The sequence below is a fragment of the Parasphingopyxis sp. genome (genome assembly GCF_028279465.1).
GTDB lineage: Bacteria > Pseudomonadota > Alphaproteobacteria > Sphingomonadales > Sphingomonadaceae > Parasphingopyxis.
Window position 1 is genome coordinate 1 of record NZ_JANQNS010000005.1, and the last position, 17,218, is coordinate 17,218.

The 17,218-nt window shown below is 61.2% G+C and carries 12 protein-coding genes and 1 tRNA gene; 9 read left to right on the plus strand and 4 right to left on the minus strand.

Annotated features, from left to right (window positions below):
- Both rpoC and Q0974_RS02555 read left to right on the plus strand, forming a co-directional pair.
- Nucleotides 1-2,865, plus strand: a 2,865-nt coding sequence (rpoC, locus tag Q0974_RS02550) for a DNA-directed RNA polymerase subunit beta' (protein WP_299322288.1), incomplete at its 5' end; no start/stop codon positions are given.
- Between the two features lie 126 nt (nucleotides 2,866-2,991).
- Entirely contained in the window at nucleotides 2,992-4,173 is a 1,182-nt protein-coding gene (locus tag Q0974_RS02555; protein ID WP_299322291.1) for a glycosyltransferase family 1 protein, read from the plus strand.
- Nucleotides 4,174-4,194: 21 nt separating this feature from the next.
- On the opposite strand, the gene Q0974_RS02560 is transcribed toward Q0974_RS02555, so the two are convergent.
- Nucleotides 4,195-4,803, minus strand: coding sequence for a PadR family transcriptional regulator (locus tag Q0974_RS02560; RefSeq protein ID WP_299322294.1), 609 nt, complete (start codon nucleotides 4,801-4,803; stop codon nucleotides 4,195-4,197).
- Nucleotides 4,804-4,918: 115 nt separating this feature from the next.
- On the opposite strand from Q0974_RS02560, the gene Q0974_RS02565 reads away from it, so the two are divergent.
- The 4 genes from Q0974_RS02565 (at nucleotide 4,919) to Q0974_RS02580 (ending at nucleotide 8,568) form a co-directional block, all read left to right on the plus strand.
- Nucleotides 4,919-6,232 (plus strand): replication-associated recombination protein A, encoded by a 1,314-nt coding sequence (locus Q0974_RS02565; protein ID WP_299322296.1) that lies wholly within the window; start codon nucleotides 4,919-4,921, stop codon nucleotides 6,230-6,232.
- Nucleotides 6,233-6,304: 72 nt separating this feature from the next.
- Complete coding sequence (locus Q0974_RS02570) at nucleotides 6,305-7,555, plus strand: mechanosensitive ion channel (protein ID WP_299322299.1); 1,251 nt, start codon at nucleotides 6,305-6,307, stop codon at nucleotides 7,553-7,555.
- 13 nt (nucleotides 7,556-7,568) lie between these two features.
- Complete coding sequence (locus Q0974_RS02575) at nucleotides 7,569-8,465, plus strand: hypothetical protein (RefSeq protein WP_299322301.1); 897 nt, start codon at nucleotides 7,569-7,571, stop codon at nucleotides 8,463-8,465.
- Between the two features lie 27 nt (nucleotides 8,466-8,492).
- A tRNA-Thr gene (locus tag Q0974_RS02580) sits at nucleotides 8,493-8,568 on the plus strand.
- Nucleotides 8,569-8,946: 378 nt separating this feature from the next.
- Here the strand turns inward: Q0974_RS02580 and Q0974_RS02585 are convergent.
- The 3 genes from Q0974_RS02585 to Q0974_RS02595 all read right to left on the minus strand — a co-directional run bounded on the left by Q0974_RS02585 (nucleotide 8,947) and on the right by Q0974_RS02595 (nucleotide 13,268).
- Nucleotides 8,947-10,578, minus strand: coding sequence for a PepSY-associated TM helix domain-containing protein (locus Q0974_RS02585; protein ID WP_299322304.1), 1,632 nt, complete (start codon nucleotides 10,576-10,578; stop codon nucleotides 8,947-8,949).
- Between the two features lie 13 nt (nucleotides 10,579-10,591).
- The gene (locus tag Q0974_RS02590; RefSeq protein WP_299322306.1) at nucleotides 10,592-12,790 is read right to left on the minus strand and encodes a TonB-dependent receptor; all 2,199 of its coding nucleotides are present in this window, start codon (nucleotides 12,788-12,790) and stop codon (nucleotides 10,592-10,594) included.
- Nucleotides 12,791-12,863: 73 nt separating this feature from the next.
- Complete coding sequence (locus Q0974_RS02595) at nucleotides 12,864-13,268, minus strand: DUF2946 family protein (RefSeq protein ID WP_299322309.1); 405 nt, start codon at nucleotides 13,266-13,268, stop codon at nucleotides 12,864-12,866.
- A 424-nt stretch (nucleotides 13,269-13,692) separates the two neighbouring features.
- On the opposite strand from Q0974_RS02595, the gene Q0974_RS02600 reads away from it, so the two are divergent.
- From Q0974_RS02600 to Q0974_RS02610, 3 genes are read left to right on the plus strand one after another with little or no spacing between them, the layout of a single operon-like run.
- The gene (locus Q0974_RS02600) at nucleotides 13,693-15,309 is read left to right on the plus strand and encodes an ABC transporter substrate-binding protein (protein ID WP_299322312.1); all 1,617 of its coding nucleotides are present in this window, start codon (nucleotides 13,693-13,695) and stop codon (nucleotides 15,307-15,309) included.
- Nucleotides 15,310-15,349: 40 nt separating this feature from the next.
- Nucleotides 15,350-16,270: an ABC transporter permease gene (locus tag Q0974_RS02605; RefSeq protein ID WP_299322314.1), complete on the plus strand. Its 921-nt coding sequence runs from the start codon at nucleotides 15,350-15,352 to the stop codon at nucleotides 16,268-16,270.
- A gap of 24 nt (nucleotides 16,271-16,294) precedes the next feature.
- A complete protein-coding gene (locus Q0974_RS02610; RefSeq protein ID WP_299322317.1) occupies nucleotides 16,295-17,218 on the plus strand; it encodes an ABC transporter permease in 924 nt (307 codons plus the stop codon).

Consider the following 17,218-nt stretch of genomic DNA (forward strand, 5'->3'; position numbering starts at 1 on the left):
TTCGAGCCGGTGCTGATCGAGGGCAAGGCGATCCAGCTTCACCCGCTGGTCTGCGCCGCGTTCAACGCAGACTTCGACGGCGACCAGATGGCCGTGCACGTCCCGCTGAGCCTCGAGGCGCAGCTGGAAGCGCGCGTGCTGATGATGTCCACCAACAACATCCTCTCGCCCGCCAACGGCAAGCCGATCATCGTCCCCTCGCAGGACATGGTGCTGGGCCTCTATTATCTGTCGATGGACCGCGAAGGCGAGCCGGGCGAAGGTTCGATCCTGGCTGACATCACCGAAGTGCATCAGGCGCTCGAGGTCGGTGCGGTTACGCTCCACTCGAAGATCCACACGCGGGTCCCGCAGACGGACGAAAACGGGAACACCTTCATGCAGCGCGTTGAAACCACGCCGGGCCGTATGCTGATCGGCGAGAAGCTGCCGCAGTCGCACAAGGTGCCCTATGACGTGATCAACCGGCTTCTCACCAAGAAGGAGATCGGCGACGTTATCGACATCGTCTATCGCCACACGGGTCAGAAGGACACGGTCCTCTTCGCCGACGGCATCATGGCGCTGGGCTTCCGCCACGCGTTCAAGGCCGGCATCTCGTTTGGCAAGGACGATATGATCATCCCTGAGGCGAAGGACTCGCTGGTCGACGAGACCCGCGCGCTCGTCGCCGATTATGAGCAGCAGTATCAGGACGGCCTGATTACCCAGCAGGAAAAATACAATAAGGTGATCGACGCCTGGAGCCGCTGCTCGGATCAGGTCGCCAATGCGATGATGGACGAGATCCGCGCCACGCCAAAGGACGAGGACGGTCGCGAGAAAGAGATCAACTCCATCTACATGATGTCGCACTCCGGTGCCCGTGGCAGTCCCGCGCAGATGAAGCAGCTCGCTGGTATGCGCGGCCTGATGGCCAAGCCATCGGGCGAAATCATCGAGACGCCGATCTTGTCGAACTTCAAGGAAGGCCTGACCGTTCTTGAATATTTCAACTCGACCCATGGCGCTCGCAAGGGCCTTGCGGACACCGCGCTCAAGACGGCGAACTCGGGTTACCTGACCCGCCGCCTTGTCGATGTGTCGCAGGACTGCACGATCGTCGAGGAAGACTGTAAGACGAAGAACAGCCTGGAGATGAAAGCCATCGTCCAGGGCGGTTCGACGATTGCGACGCTCGCCGAGCGTATCCTCGGCCGCACGGCCGCCGAAGACATTGTCGACGGCAAGACGGACGAAGTCATCGTCAAGGCCGGCGAGCTGATGGACGAAGCGATGGTCGCGGCCGTCGAAGAGTCCGGCGTTCAGTCGGTGCAGATCCGTTCGCCGCTAACCTGCGAATCCAAGGTTGGTGTCTGCGCGAAATGCTATGGACGCGATCTCGCCCGCGGCACGCCTGTGAATATCGGCGAAGCGGTTGGCGTTATCGCTGCTCAGTCGATCGGTGAGCCCGGCACCCAGCTGACGATGCGGACCTTCCACATCGGCGGCGCGGCGCAGCTCAATGAGCAGTCCAACCTCGAATCGCCCGCCGACGGCAAGCTCGAATATCGTGAGCTGAACGCCATTGTCGACAGCAAGAAGCGCACGCTCGCGCTGTCGCGGTCTGGCGAACTCGCGATCCTCGACGAGGAAGGCCGGGAACTCGGTGTCTTCCGCATCCCCTATGGCGCGCGTCTACTGCACGCCGATGGCGATACGGTGGCCAAGGGCGACCGTATCGCGGAATGGGATCCGAGCTATGCCCCGGTCATCACCGAAAAGGGCGGCACGGCGAAGTTCCAGGACATTGTCGATGCGCGTACGGTCAAGGAAGAAACCGACGAAGCCACTGGTATTACCCAGCGCGTCGTGACCGAAGACCAGGCGAAGACCAAGAAGGACGATCTCAAGCCGCGCATCACGCTGCTTGACGCCGATAGCGGCGAGGCGGGCGTCTATCGCCTGATCCCCGGCGCGGTTATCTCCGTCGAGGACGGCCAGGAGCTACAGGAAGGCGATATCGTCGCCCGCCTGCCGCGCGAAGCCGCCAAGACGCGCGATATCACCGGTGGTCTGCCGCGTGTCGCCGAGCTCTTCGAAGCGCGTGTGCCGAAGGACAATGCGGTCATCGCCAAGATCGACGGCCGTATCGAGTTCGTCCGCGACTATAAGGCGAAGCGCAAGATCGCGATCGTTCCGGAAGAGGGCGATCCGGTCGAATATCTGATCCCGAAGACCAAGATCATCGACGTGCAAGAAGGCGACTTTGTGAAGAAGGGTGACGATCTCGTCGCCGGTTCGCCCGATCCGCACGACATTCTCGAGGTCATGGGGATCGAGGCGCTGGCCGAATATCTCGTCTCGGAGATCCAGGAGGTCTATCGTCTGCAGGGCGTTAAGATCAACGACAAGCATATCGAGACGATCGTCCGTCAGATGCTTCAGAAGGTCGAAATCACCGATGGCGGCGATACCACGCTCCTGGTCGGCGAGCAGATCGACGAAGAAGAGATGGACGAGATCAACGACCGGCTCGGCAAGGGCAAGAAAAAGGCCCAGGGCAAGCCGGTGCTGCTCGGCATCACCAAGGCGTCGCTGCAGACCCGCAGCTTCATCTCGGCCGCGTCCTTCCAGGAAACGACGCGCGTCCTCACCGAGGCCGCCGTTCAGGGCAAGGTCGACACGCTGCAGGGGCTCAAGGAAAACGTCATTGTCGGCCGGTTGATCCCGGCGGGCACGGGCGCGGGCATGAACCGCGTCCGCGTGACGGCCTCTTCGCGTGATGCTGCGCTCCGCGCTCAGCAGAAGAAGATGGAAGAGGCGATGCTCGCTGCGCAGGAAGCGGAGGCCGAACCGGTCACCGAAGAAGCCAGCGAAAGCTAAACGCCGTCGTTTCACGACACCGAAAAGCCCCGCCGACGCAAATCGGCGGGGCTTTTTCACGAGTAAAACAGGCGCTTATCCGCGGCCATTGGCCTTTCGAGCGTAAACCAGTATCCCGGGCCTCCCATGGACGTCACCGATCTCCGTATCGCCCTGTTTAGCGGCAATTATAACTATGTCCGCGACGGGGCGAACCAGGCGCTGAACCGGCTGGTCGGCTATCTGTTGCGCCAGGGCGCAGCTGTCCGCGTCTATTCGCCAACGGTCGAAGAACCGGATTTCGAGGCCACGGGCGATCTCGTCCATGTCCCCGCCCTCGCCCTGCCGGGCCGCGCGGAATATCGCGCGCCACTCCGCCTGCCGGGCAGAGTGCGCCGCGATATCGCGGACTTCGCGCCCAACCTGTTCCACATCGCCAGCCCGGAGGTGCTCGGCCATCGTGCGCTGACGCTCGCCCGGCGCTGGAACATCCCGGCCGTCGCGTCCGTGCACACGCGGTTCGAAACCTATCCGCGCTATTACGGCATGGCCTTTTTCGAGCCGCTGGTCGTCGCCCTGCTCCGCCGTTTCTACCGGCGGTGCGATGCGATCTTCGCGCCGTCGGAGTCCATGGCGCAAATCCTGCGAGAGCAGCGGATGAGCTACGACGTCGGCATTTGGTCGCGCGGCATCGATCGCGAGACATTCCACCCCCGCCATCGCGATCTGGAATGGCGGCGCGAACAGGGCATTCAGGATGACGAAGTCGTGATCGGCTTTATCGGCCGGCTCGTGATGGAAAAAGGACTGGACGTCTATTCGGATGCGATCGACCAGCTCGAAAGACGCCAGGTCAGGCACCGCGTACTCGTGATCGGCGAAGGCCCAGCGCGCGAATGGTTCGAGAAACGCCTGTCAAACGGCGTGTTCGTCGGTTTCCAGCGCGGTTCGGATCTTGGGCGGGCGGTGGCCTCGCTCGACATGCTGTTCAACCCGAGCGTCACCGAAACCTTCGGCAATGTGACGCTAGAAGCCATGGCGGCGGGCTTGCCGGTCGTCGCCGCGCGCGCGACGGGCAGTCAGAGCCTTGTCGATGATGGCGTAACCGGCCGCCTCGTGCGTCCCGGCGCGATCGAAGCCTTCGCCGATGCGCTTCAACACTATTGTGAGAATGACGCAGCCCGCAAAGCGGCCGGCGAGGCGGGATGCGCGGCCAGCGAACGCTATGGCTGGGACCAGGTCAATCAGGCGCTCGTCGACGGCTATTTGCGCGTCGTCCGCCAGCGCGCGGACGGAGTAACGGGGCCGCCACGCAGCCCCGCCCCCTGATTATCTGGTCAAACGAGCAGTTTAGAGCCTCTCGATCCGCTGCGCGGCCTCGTCGAGAATATCTGTCACCTCGCGGATAAGCGCATCGTCCAGGCCTTTTTCCGTCAGCCGATGGCCAAGCACGGCGAAGAGATTGCCCATCGCCCGTTTTACGGCAGCGCTATCGCCCTTCGCATGCCGCTTGCCGTGACGCGACAGGCGATCCATCAGCGCCTCGACTTCCTCGGCCTTTTCCTCCAGCTCCGCCTTGCCGTCCTTGGTGATCTTGAACGTCTTGCGGCTGTCATCGCTGTCGACCGGCTTGATCAGGCCGCCATCCTCAAGGAAGCTCAGCGTCGGATAGATGATGCCGGGGCTCGGCGTGTAATCGCCGGCCGTCATCTCCTCGATGGCGCGGATGAGGTCGTAGCCATGGCGCGGCTCCTCTTCGATCAGCTTCAGCAAAACGAGCCGCAGCTCGCCGCCATCGAACATCCGCCTGCGGCGCTTGCGCTGGCTGCGCGATCCCCAGTCTCCCGAACCCCAACTTCCTGAACCTTGGCCCCAATTGGCAAATTGCATCGCAAGCAGCGCTTCGGGCCAGCTTTTCGGCCGGCGCGAACCACATCCATTCCAGCTACGATAGGTCATTTTCCTGTCTCCTAAACCTTTGTTTGATCTATCTAAGATATATCTCAGATATATTTGTCAAGAGGTCGACCCGACGAATCATGGCATTTAATGCCGTCTGCGCTAGGCTAGTTGGATGGCGGACCTGTTCACAGACGATACGGACGCGGCGGTGGATGCGCGCAGCAACGCCCCGCTCGCCGATCTATTGCGGCCCGCGACGCTCGACGATGTCGTGGGACAGGATCATCTGACCGGGCCGGACGGACCGATCGGCCGCATGGTCGCCGCCGGCAAGCTCGCCTCGATAATCTTCTGGGGACCGCCCGGCACCGGCAAGACCACTATCGCCCGCCTGCTCGCGGACGCCGTGGGCTTGCGGTTCGTAGCTATTTCCGCCGTTTTCTCCGGTGTCGCCGATCTTAAAAAGGCGTTCGCTGAAGCGCGACAAATGGCGGGCGCGGGCAAACCGACCCTGTTGTTCGTGGACGAGATCCACCGCTTCAATCGCGCACAACAAGACAGTTTCCTGCCCTATGTCGAAGACGGCACGGTGACGCTCGTCGGCGCCACCACGGAAAATCCATCCTTCGAGCTGAATTCGGCGCTGCTCAGCCGCGCGCAGGTGTTGATCCTCAATCGCCTCGATGCGGAGGCGCTGGATACGCTCTTAACCCGCGCCGAAGCGCATGAGGGCCGCCCCCTGCCCCTCTCCGATGCGGCGCGCGATGCGCTCGTCGCTTCGGCCGATGGCGATGGGCGCTTCCTGCTCAACCAGGCTGAGACGCTGTTTTCGGTGAAGCTTTCGGAGCCGCTCGATCCGGCGGGCCTTGCCGACATGCTCCACCGCCGCGTGCCGGTTTACGACAAGGATCGCGAGGGGCATTACAATCTGATTTCTGCGCTCCACAAGGCGATGCGCGGTTCCGACCCGCAGGCGTCGCTCTACTATCTCGCGCGGATGCTCGTTGCCGGCGAAGAGCCACTCTATGTCCTGCGCCGCATCACGCGCTTCGCCTCGGAAGATATCGGCCTCGCCGATCCGCAGGCGCTCGTCCAATGCCTCGCGGCCAAGGATGCCTATACCTTTCTCGGCAGCCCGGAAGGCGAGCTCGCGATCGCCCAGGCCTGCCTCTATTGCGCGACCGCGCCCAAATCGAACGCGGCCTATAAGGCGCAGAAATCCGCCTGGAAATCGGCCAAGGACACCGGCTCGCTAATGCCGCCTAAAAACATCCTTAACGCGCCGACCAGGCTGATGAAGGATGTGGGCTATGGCAAGGGCTATACCTATGATCATGAAGAGGAAAATGCCTTTTCGGGCGATAATTACTGGCCCGAGGAGATGGAGGCGCAGGAGTTTTACGCGCCATCGCCGCGCGGCTTCGAAGCGAAGATCGCGCAGCGCCTTGAGTTCTGGAACAAATTGCGCGCGGAACGCGAAGAATAGATTCGAAAATCGCCGCGAAGCGGGCTATCCGGGCATCGGCATCACGCATTTTTAGCAACTAGGGGAAGTTCAATGGAATTCGATTTCAGTCGCGACATTGACTGGCCGATGGTGTGGGAATGGGTCCTGAAGATCGGTGCGGCGTTGCTGATCCTCCTGATCACGCATTTCATCGCCAAGGGCGTCAAATGGGCCATCGCCCGCATGGTCGACAAGATACCGGCACTGCAGAAGCACAGCACGGCAGCACCCGGCGAAACGGTCGGCAGCCAGATCGGCACGCTCGCCTACTGGATCGTCTGGCTCGTCGGCCTTGTCGTCGCGCTGCAGCCTTTGGAGCTCTCCGGCGTGCTCGATCCGGTCCGCGCGCTGACCACCGAAATCTTCAACTATGTTCCGCACATCATCGGCGCGGGTTTGATCATGTTCTTTGGCGTGATCATCGCGACCATCGTGCGGCGTATCGTCGAAACGGCCCTGATGGCGATCAACGCCGATGGCTGGTTCGCGCGGGCGGGCGTTACCGAGATTACGGGCTCGGACGACGCCCCGGCCAAAGGCGAAGGGCGCACGACGTTAAGCTCCGCCATCGGCCTGATCGTCTTCGTGCTGATCATCATCCCCGTCGCCACTGCGGCGCTGCAGACGCTCGAACTCAGCTCGATCTCCGATCCGCTGGTGTCGATCCTCAATGACGTGGCACACTTCCTGCCCCGCGCCATCGCAGCAGCGCTGATCCTCGGCATCGCCTATTTCATTGGCCGCTGGGTCAAGGGCTGGCTGCAGCAACTGCTTGAGGCACTCGGCGTCGACAATGCGGCATCCGGCTCGGGCCTGATGCCGGCCAGCGTCAAGCTGAGCCGCGTCATCGGTACGATCGCCTTGACCGCGATCATGCTGGTCTCGGCCGTGGCCGCCGTCGAAGTGCTCGAGATCCAGTCGGTGCAGGCAATGGTGACGGAAGTCGTCGCGCTGGGCAGCCGGGTCATTTTCGGCCTCGTCATCATCGCTGTGGGCATTCTGCTCGCGCGCCTGCTGACGAATCTGATGGCGAGCTCGACCGGAGAAACGGCCGGTATGCTGCCGACCATCCTCAAATGGCTGATCATCGCGCTGTTCGTCGCCATGGGCCTCGAGTTCATGAACATCGCCGACCAGATCGTCGTAATCGCCTTCGCCGCCATCCTCGGCTCGGCGGCGGTCGCCGCGGCGATCGCCTTCGGGCTCGGCGGCCGGCCGACCGCGCACAAGCTGCTCGAGCGCTGGACCGGCGGCGGTTCGACGAAGAGCAACCCGGGAGACAAAACGCCTCCGGGAATCTAACGGCGCGGATTTAATGCGTCAGTTCGCCACATTCGCCTGTTTCGACTGGTCGGGACAGGCGGTGGCGAGGCCTAGGGGCATAGCCCTGGCGGTTACGAGGGCGGGGGCCGAAGCTCCCGCCCTTCTCGCATCCGATAGCGCCGCACCGGATGCCGGATGGTCGCGGCCGGATGCGCTGGACTGGCTCCTGAAACAGGCCGCCAATCAGGCCGATATGCTGATCGGCTTCGACTTTTCCGCCGGCCTCCCCTGGGCCGATCAGGGCGCCTATTTCCCGCAATCGCGCACCGATCCGGCGGACGCCAAGGCGCTGTGGCGCTGGATCGACGAAGCATGCGAAGACGAGTCGCATCTCTCGGCCTCCACTCTGCCCGTCCGCGCGCCTCTCGCGGCCCATGTCCGCCATCAGGCCGGGCGCGAGACGATCACCGGCGACGCGTTCGAGCCGCCGCTCGGCCGCCTGCGCCTGACCGAAAAGCGGTGCCGCGCGCAGAAACAGGGCAATGCCGTATCCTGCTACAATCTCGTCGGCGCGGCCCAGGTCGGCAAATCGAGCTTTACCGGCATGCGCGTGCTGCACCGGCTCGGCGGCGTGATTCCCGTCTGGCCGTTCGATCCGGTGCCGGACGCGGGGCCCATGCTCGTCGAAATCTATACCGGCATCGCGGCCCGCGCGGCCGGGCTGACCGGCCCGACCAAGGTTCGCGGCCCGGCCGATCTCGATCGCGCGCTCGCGGCATTGGGCAGCGCACCGCACGCCCCCCTGCCCCGCTATGACGACCACAGCACCGACGCGATACTCGGCAGCGCCTGGCTGCGCCACGCGGCGCCAGACCCCGCCCTGTGGCGGCCGCCGGGGCTGAGCGAAGCGGTCGCGCAACAAGAGGGCTGGACCTTCGGCGTGCGATAACGCATGGGGACGCGATACGCATGGCGCGCCGGATTAGCTCAGCTGGTAGAGCAACCGCCTTGTAAGCGGTAGGTCGTCCGTTCGAGTCGGACATCCGGCACCAGTTTTCAGGCCTTTAGAGCTCGTCCAGGGAACGAGCGGCCGGAAAACTCCCGAGCGACAGCGAAGGGCTGTCGAACCGACGATCACCCGCAAAACTCCCAAGCGACAGCGAAGGGCCCGTCGAAGAGCTGAAAGGACGCGCATCCTGAGCGTACCTGTACTAACATAGTGATCAGGACGCGTTTCGGCGCGTGGCGCCCTTTTACTTTGCAATCGAGAGACTGTTTTCCGCATTAGCAGATACTGAAATTGCGGCTGGGTCTCTGATTGAGGCAAAGCTGTATCCAGATTTGCCTGCCACTGGGCCGTTCGCGAACAGTCCCGTTTTGGCTCCGCACTATGTGACATCCGCCCTTCGAGCTTTCGGTACGATAACCAACTATTCGGCAGGATGAGACACCGTCGCTGTTCGCCTTGACGGCTTCTCTCTCGCGCGTTTCCGACGCCTGCGATTCTTCCAATCCATTCGCAGCCCCAAGATCGCCATGAAGATGATCAATGCGACCACAAAGCCGCCGACCACTGCATTCAGCCCTAGCCGCCCGATCGGAAACAGGAAATTCCACTTGTGAATCATGCTGAAGACGAGCCGTTCGGGTTTCTCCCAATCAGCCACGCGATCGACGAGCACGCCCGATCCGGTGTCCACGAACAGGGTCGCGTTGACAGGGTCGGCATAGTCGACACGCCAGACCGGCAGGCGCTTGTTGCGAAAATCATATTCGTGACTGAACCGAGTGACGAGTTCCATGTTGGTGACCGCGTTATCTGGAGCGCCCGAAAAACGCCGTGCAATAGAGAGTGCGATCTCGCGGTCACCCTCAGGAGCGACTTCACCGGTCGCCGCGTCGATGTAAATCGCAGGGCCGTCGGGCCTGATGCCGGCGAAGCGTGCTTCACGAATTTCGGTATCGGTTTCGGGCGTCGGAGGCGTCGCTTCGCGGGGAGTAACATTCTCTCCTGTGCCGTGGTCATGCGCTCCATGATCGTGTTCGCCGCCGCCCATAGCGCCCCTGGGAGGCGCAAGGCCGATGCGATATAGGGCCTGTCCGTCCCCGCCTTCCACGAGCGAAACGGCTGCAATGTCGCGACCTGCGCTCAGGGCAGCCCAATCCTGCTCGATCGGCCATGCACCGTTCGCGACGTCAACCGGTTGACCCATGCGCAACTGGCTGCCTGGCGGAACCAATGCCGATTGCGCGAGGTGATAGACGCCGCTCACCGAGAACATGATGAGCGGAAGTGCAAGTATATACCCCATGACACGATGCCAACCTTTGCTGCCGGGCGCGCGCTTCTTGCGACGTACAGTTATCAGCATCAAAATTCCTGTCAGCGCTAGCGCAAACAGGCTCCCGACCATCAATGCTATCACGACGACGCGTAGCCATTCCATACCGCTCGGTACCCACTCCCAAGTGTGCAAGGCGCGGAAAGCGGTCTGCAGCGCTTCCTTGGTGCTGTTGTTGACAGCTGCAAGGCTCGACGTCTCGGTATGGACATAGGCGGTCAGTCGGTCGTCGCCTTCGAATTCAATCTTCCAGACCGGGAGCAGGCGATTGACCCAGGGATAGTCTGCATCGAATTCGGTCTGGAGCGTCGCCGAGCTGATCGCACGGGCGGTCGCGAGATAGTGGCCCGCGAGGAACTCCGCTTGCTGGCGATCGCCATCGACCACCTCGGTCCCGTCCGAGGGCTCGAAATAGCGTCGCGGGGCCAGGAGCTCCTCGGTAACTTGCCACAGCGCAGTGCCGTCCGCCGACGGAACGGTTTTGACCGCGATAGTTTCGGATATCCCGTTCGCTGCCAGAGTTTCGGCAATCGGCCGCGCCTCGGTCAGTTCGATTGCCGCTGCAGGTGGCATGAACTGCACTTGCTGCGGACCGAACAGGACCATTGCGATATGGGTAAGACCCGAAAGGCCCCATACGAGCAGGCTGATCCCGCCAATCAACGCCAACCAGCGATGTTTCGAATTGGACCAGCGCGCGCTCTTATTCTTGAGTGACATGGTCTTCGCTCCTCTAAAACCGCGCCCGGATGCCGCCGAAAAAGGCGCGGCCCTGGCCCGGCGTGTAAATTGCCGAATTCGAGATCGATTGGTCAGCAACCGTGGTTAGGTTCGAGATAAAGACCGTATCGAACAGATTTTCGATCGAGCCGAACAGCTGGAAATCCTCGAAGAGAGTAAAACCCGCAGTGACTTGCACTGTCTCGTAGCCCGGTGCTCGCTCAGTGTTGGCATAGTCCGCCCACGGCCCGTCGGGGATGAAACGCATAGTGGTCGAGAAATACCAGTTATCGATCTGATCGAACCGAGCCTCGGCGATAAAAATGTGTCGAGGGACTCCGGCCAGTTGGTTGTCGCCATAGATCGGATCGTCATCGAACACGAAATCGTTGAACGTGTAGGCCACGGACAGCCGGAGCGATTGGCCGCGCGCTTCGAGATATTCACGCGCGGGCCTGACATCGAAACCCACTTCAAGCCCTTGATGGATGGTTCGATCCCCATTGCCCGTCACAGTGACAAGACCGCGCGCGCCTGGAATTGCGAAATCGAGGAACTCATTCTCAAGCTCGGCGCGATAGGCCGCAATATCCCAGGAGAAGACGCCCGATTGCCCGCGTGTGCCGATCTCGAAAACGGTCGCGCGCTGCTCTTCGAGCGGCGCGAACGGAAACGCTCCACCGGCGGTAAGATCAGCGAGGCTCGGCGGTTCGAAGCTGCGATTGATGTTTCCGAACAGCTGAATGTTTTCGGACACATCCAGCAGCACACCGATACGCGGGTTGAACTGCTCGAACTCCCCGCGCCCGGTTACCGTGTTGAGGATGGCTTCGACATCGCGCACCGCGCGCGCATATTGCCCGCCCGCAATCACGGTGAACGTGTCAGTGAGGCCGAGTTCGAGTTGCGCATACGTCATCAGCAGTGATGAGTCTTGGTCGGAGCGAGACGTCAGCACGCCGCGTTCGCCCGACAAATTCTCGAAGACCCGCGCGTCATTGCTGCCGAACGCATAGGTCGCGCCGATCTGCCAGCGGCTTTGCCGTGCCAGAAACGGCAGATCACCGCCCAGCCGGACCGATCCGCCTACCTCGTCCTCGCCCTGCACGATGATCCCTGCAAACCGCGTGATGGCGTGGTCGAGCGAGCGGCGCGAATACCATGCACCGAGTTCGAGATTCGCTCCGCCTAAGTCGATCACTGTAAGGTTGGAGATGCGCACGACATCGAGATTGCGATCCCAGTCGTCGGCTACGGGACCGGGATCGAGGACTGTCACCGGTCCGCCGGGAAAGAATGGTCCTATCGTAACGGGCCGCCCGGCCGCCCGCGGATTAGCGAGCGCATCATCCAGCGTAAGCGACCCCGATAACTCGAAATTGTCGGAAAGAGCCGTGACGTAGAAGCGTGTCTCAATATTGTCGGCGATCTGCCAACCCAGATTGCCATGACCGTAAAGGCTTCGCACGTCGCTATGCTCGCGATAGCCGTCGCTGGTAAGACCTGTGACACCGAACCAGTAATCGGTCTGCGCGCCCGTGCCAGCGATCGAGCCGTTAGCACGCAAGGTTTCGAAGCTGCCGCCCTCGGCTCGCAAAGAAACGGGCGCGCGCGCAGTCTGGCCGGTCGGGCTCACGACATTGACTGCGCCGCCCAGTTGCGTCGAACCATATCGCAGGCCATTGGCGCCCTTGAAGACCTCAATATAGCGTATCGTAAGCGGGTCGATTTCCTGAAACTCGGTGTTGCCGGCCGCACGGCTGATCGGTACACCGTCGCGCAGCACCATCAATCCGCGCCGTTCGAAGCTTGAATTGAGACCCGACCCACGGATCGAGATACGGCTCTCTCGCTGGGCGCTGGTGTCGGCGAAAACACCGGGCGTAAGCTCCAGAGTATCGCCGATACTTTGCGCAAAGATGTCGGCAAAACCCTCATCCTCGACGACACCGATGGCGCCGGGAATGCGCTCGAGTTCTTCACGAGCTTCCTCGACAGAAGGCGATGTGGGAGTACCGTTGAGGTTCGCGGTGACGATGATCTCGTCTTGCCGCTGGCCAATGCCTTGCGCGGACGCCGAGCTCGTTGCTGCGCAGGCGCATAACGCAAACAGGCTTGTACCGAGCAATCGATGGCGCATAGCAGAAGCACCGGATTCGGCGGACTCCGCCGTCAGGAGCTGCCAGTCGCGGCAGCCGTAAAACAAATACATATGTGAAACTCCAGCAGCCCGGCGCGCACTCTTCGGACGCGAGCCGGTAGGGCCAACAAATCAGGTCAGATTGTCAGGCTGCAGCCGGTGGCCCGCGCAGCGGCGGGCGAAGATAGAAGACTTGCCGGATCGGCGGGCACCGCACTGGCGCAAGGGCGAGGACCAGAATGAAGGCGATGGCGAGCCCCAAGAGGATTGCATCGGCCCCGCCCGTCGCGGCTTTGGCGAGTCCGGAGAAAGCGCAATGTTCGCCCGTGTTCGACCCGTCGGTATGGCTGCTATCCTTACCAGGGATTACCAGTTGCATGGTCTCAAGGCCGCTGCTGCCATCGGAGCAAATCGTCACCGTCAGTACGGTGTCAGCGGAAGCGGAAACCATGAAACCGGCCGGAATGACGGCCTTCATACCGAACGCGAGCACGAGCAACGCGAGCGCGAGGCGGCGATGATCGCGAATCAAGGCGCGTAAGCAATTCATCTACATCGCTCTTTAGTCCTGAACAGAAATATTGCCAGCAATCATCTGACGGTAGCTTAGCTGATGCCAGCTCCTAATCGTTAGGCGTTACAGCTCGATCCGTTCAGATTGGGGCAGAATGGCGAACGTGCGACGCTTCGGCGTCATCTCGTTATTGTCGGCTTATGTTAAGCGTCTCACGACGTGATGTTGGCGATTATGCGAACCGCCGCCCCCAATACCTTCGTTTATCTCCAAGTTCGTTTCGTGGGTCGGCAACTGGTCAAGATAGTTGACCCAGTAGCGCCATGTAGCTCACTCAGTCCAAAGTTCAGTAATGGTTCATCGCCGTTTTCTGACCTTTACGAGCAATTGAAACGTTGTACTGCTAGGTCCAGCGGACCTGGGCCTATCGGAGTATTGTTGAATGCCTTCTACCTTCTGGATGAAACTGACATTCCTCATAGCGATGGGCTTCTTGGCCCTTGGTGTAACAGCCTGCGGCGAACGCGAGCGCGATGTCGACACCGCCGCCGCCGAAGGCATTCTCCTCATGGGCAATGGCGGAGAACCCCGATCTCTCGATCCGCATCTCGTTACCGGCGTGCCCGAAAACAGGATCATTCAGGCACTGATCGAGGGGCTGATCGCCTATCATCCAGACGACGATACACTGCCCGAACCCGGTATTGCCGAAAGCTGGGAGCATAACGAGGATTATACCGTCTGGACGTTCAACTTGCGCGAGGATGCGCAATGGACCAACGGCGATCCCGTAGTCGCAGGTGATTTCGTTTATAGCTGGGAGCGCATTCTAAGCCCGGCCCTTGGCGCCGAATATGCCGAGATGCTCTATGTGATCAATAATGCGGAAGCGTTTCATCAAGGCGAGATCGACGATTTCAGCCAGGTCGGCGTGCGCGCAATCGATGATCGCACGCTCGAGGTGCAGCTAAAGGGACCAACGCCGCACTTTCTGCTGATGCTCAAACATTACAGCTTCTACCCGGTCAATCCGCGCGTGGTGGAAGAGCATGGCGGCATGACCGACCGTCAGAGCGGTTGGTCCACGGTTGAGAATTATGTCGGCAACGGGCCGTTCCGGCTTACACACTGGTCAACCAACGAGGTGCTCGAGGTTGAGAAGAACCCGGACTATTGGGACGCTGATACGGTGCAGTTGAACGGCATCCGCTTCTTCCCGATCGAGAATGTCAACACAGAGTTCACGGCCTTTCAGGGCGGCCGCCTGCACGTGACCAATGTGGTGCCCGCCGACCGCATTCCGTCGCTACGCGAACAGATGCCCGATCAGTTGATTATCGAGCCCTATCTCGGCTCCTACTTCTACCGGCTCAACGTTACGCGCGAGCCATTCGATGATCCCCGTGTGCGCGAAGCGCTGGCGCTTGCAATCGACCGCTCACTGATCGTGGAGCGGGTGACCCAGGGCGGCCAGGCTGTGGCGACGGGCTTCGTGCCCGAAGGGATTACCGGCTATCAGCCAACCGATGCCGTAGGCCATGATCCCGAGCGCGCGCAGGCCCTGCTGGCGCAAGCCGGCTATCCGGGCGGCCAAGGGTTTCCGGAGACCGAAATCCTGATCAACACATCGGAAAACCATCGCAAAGTCGCCGAAGCCATCCAAGCCATGTGGCGCGAGACGCTGGGCATCGAAGTCGGCATCTATAATCAGGAGTGGAAAGTCTATCTCGATAGCCAGAGTTCTCTCGACTATGATATTTCGCGTTCCGGCTGGATCGCAGACTATGTCCACCCAATGACATTTCTCGAGCTCTTCACGACCGGCAATGGCAATAACGACACCGGCTGGAGCAATACGCAGTATGACCGGCTGATCCGGCAGGCGCAGGCCGCGACAACGGAGGATCAACGGATCGACCTGCTGACACAGGCCGAAGGTATCCTGATGGAAGACCTGCCGGTGGTGCCGATCTATTGGTACACGCGCGTTTATATGCGGGACCCACGCGTACAGGGTTGGAATGCGAAAATTCTCGATTATCGTCCGTACAAATATGTGAGCCTTTCGACATCCTAGGCGCAGTGATCGTGGCCAGACTGCCTAGAGGTTTCGCTCCGTGCTGAAGTTCGTCCTTTCGCGGTTTTTGCAGGGCTTGCTGGTTTTGCTTGCAATCTACGCGCTGACCTTCGTGTTGGTCGCGCTTACGCCGGGCAGTCCCTTTAGCTCCGAGCGGGCGATCCGCCCGGAGATCCTCGCACAGATCGAGTCCTTTTACGGTTTCGACAAGCCGCCGCTGGAGCGGTTCTGGACCTCGTTAACGAACGCAATTCAAGGCGAATTCGGGCCGTCGGCAGTCTATGCCAACCGCTCGGTCACGGACATTATCGGCGAAGCCTTTCCCGTGTCGATCCAACTGGGCGCGATCTCGCTTTTGGTAGCGCTCGGCATCGGCATTCCGGCCGGCATTCTGGCTGCGGTCAAGCGTAACACATGGCTCGACTATCTGCCGATGTCGGCTTCAATGGTCGGTATCTGCCTGCCGACTTTCGTGCTCGGCCCGATCTTGGTGCTGATCTTCGGCATTATCCTGCAAACGCTGCCCGTGTCGGGATGGTTCGGACCGGAATATATGATCCTGCCGGCTGCCACTCTGGGGCTGTTCTACGCTGCCTATTTCGCGCGGCTGACCCGTGGCGGCATGCTGGAAATGCTGAACCAGGATTTCGTGCGCACCGCGCGCGCCAAGGGCGTGCCGGAGTCGACGATTATCTGGAAGCATTGCCTCAAGGGCGGGCTTATTCCCGCCATCACCTATCTCGGACCGGCAACGGCAGGGATCATCTCCGGTTCTTTTGTGGTCGAGACGATCTTCCAGATTCCTGGCCTTGGCCAGTGGTTCGTCCAGGCTGCGCTCAACCGCGACGATTTTCTCATTCTCGGCCTCACCGTCCTTTTCGCCTCGCTGATCGTGGTGATGAACCTTTTGGTCGACATCATTCAGGTCGCCCTCAACCCACGGCTGAAATATGAAAAATAGCTATTCGCACACGAGGCGCGTGCCATGAGCCGTTCTGCCGACATAGTCGCCGGTGCCGAGCAGCGGCTTGCCGCTGCGCCCGTGCCCGAAGAATTCGAGAAGGGCACCTCGCTGTGGGAGGATGCTTGGCATCGGCTGCAGCGCAATCGTCTGGCGATGATCAGCCTGTTCGTCTTTTCCGCGATCGTGCTGTTCTGCGTTATCGGGCCATTTCTGTCGCCCTATGACGCTGAGGCGCAGGATTTGCTCAAAGGCGCACAGGGGCCGTCGGCCGAACACTGGTTCGGCACCGACACGCTCGGGCGCGACCTGATGGTGCGCACCATGGAGGGCGGACGTATTTCGCTGCTTGTCGGCCTTATCGCGACATTGGTCGCGCTGGCGATCGGGGTCGTGTACGGCGCGACGGCCGGTTATCTCGGCGGCAAGGTCGACGCGACGATGATGCGGATCGTGGACACGCTTTATGCGCTCCCGTTCACGATCTTCGTCATCCTGCTGATGGTCGCTTTCGGACGGTCGCTATGGCTGATCTTCGTCGCCATCGGCGCGGTCGAGTGGCTAAGCATGGCGCGCATCGTGCGGGCTGGCGTCATCGGCCTCAAGAAACAAGAGTTTGTCGAGGCCGCCGTCTCGCTCGGCTACAGCCATACGCGGATCATCGTGCGCCATCTGATCCCTAACGTGCTTGGTCCGGTGATCGTGATCGCCACGCTGACCGTGCCGGCCGTCATGCTGCTCGAGGCGTTTCTGAGCTTCCTTGGGCTCGGGGTTCAGCCGCCCAATGCGTCCTGGGGCGTGCTCATCAACGAGGGCCAGCAGAATATGGAGATTTTCCCATGGCTGCTGATGTTCCCCGCTTTCTTCTTCGCGCTGACGTTGTTCACGCTCAATTTCCTCGGTGACGGGTTGCGCGATGCGCTCGACCCCAAGAGCGCAAAGGATTGA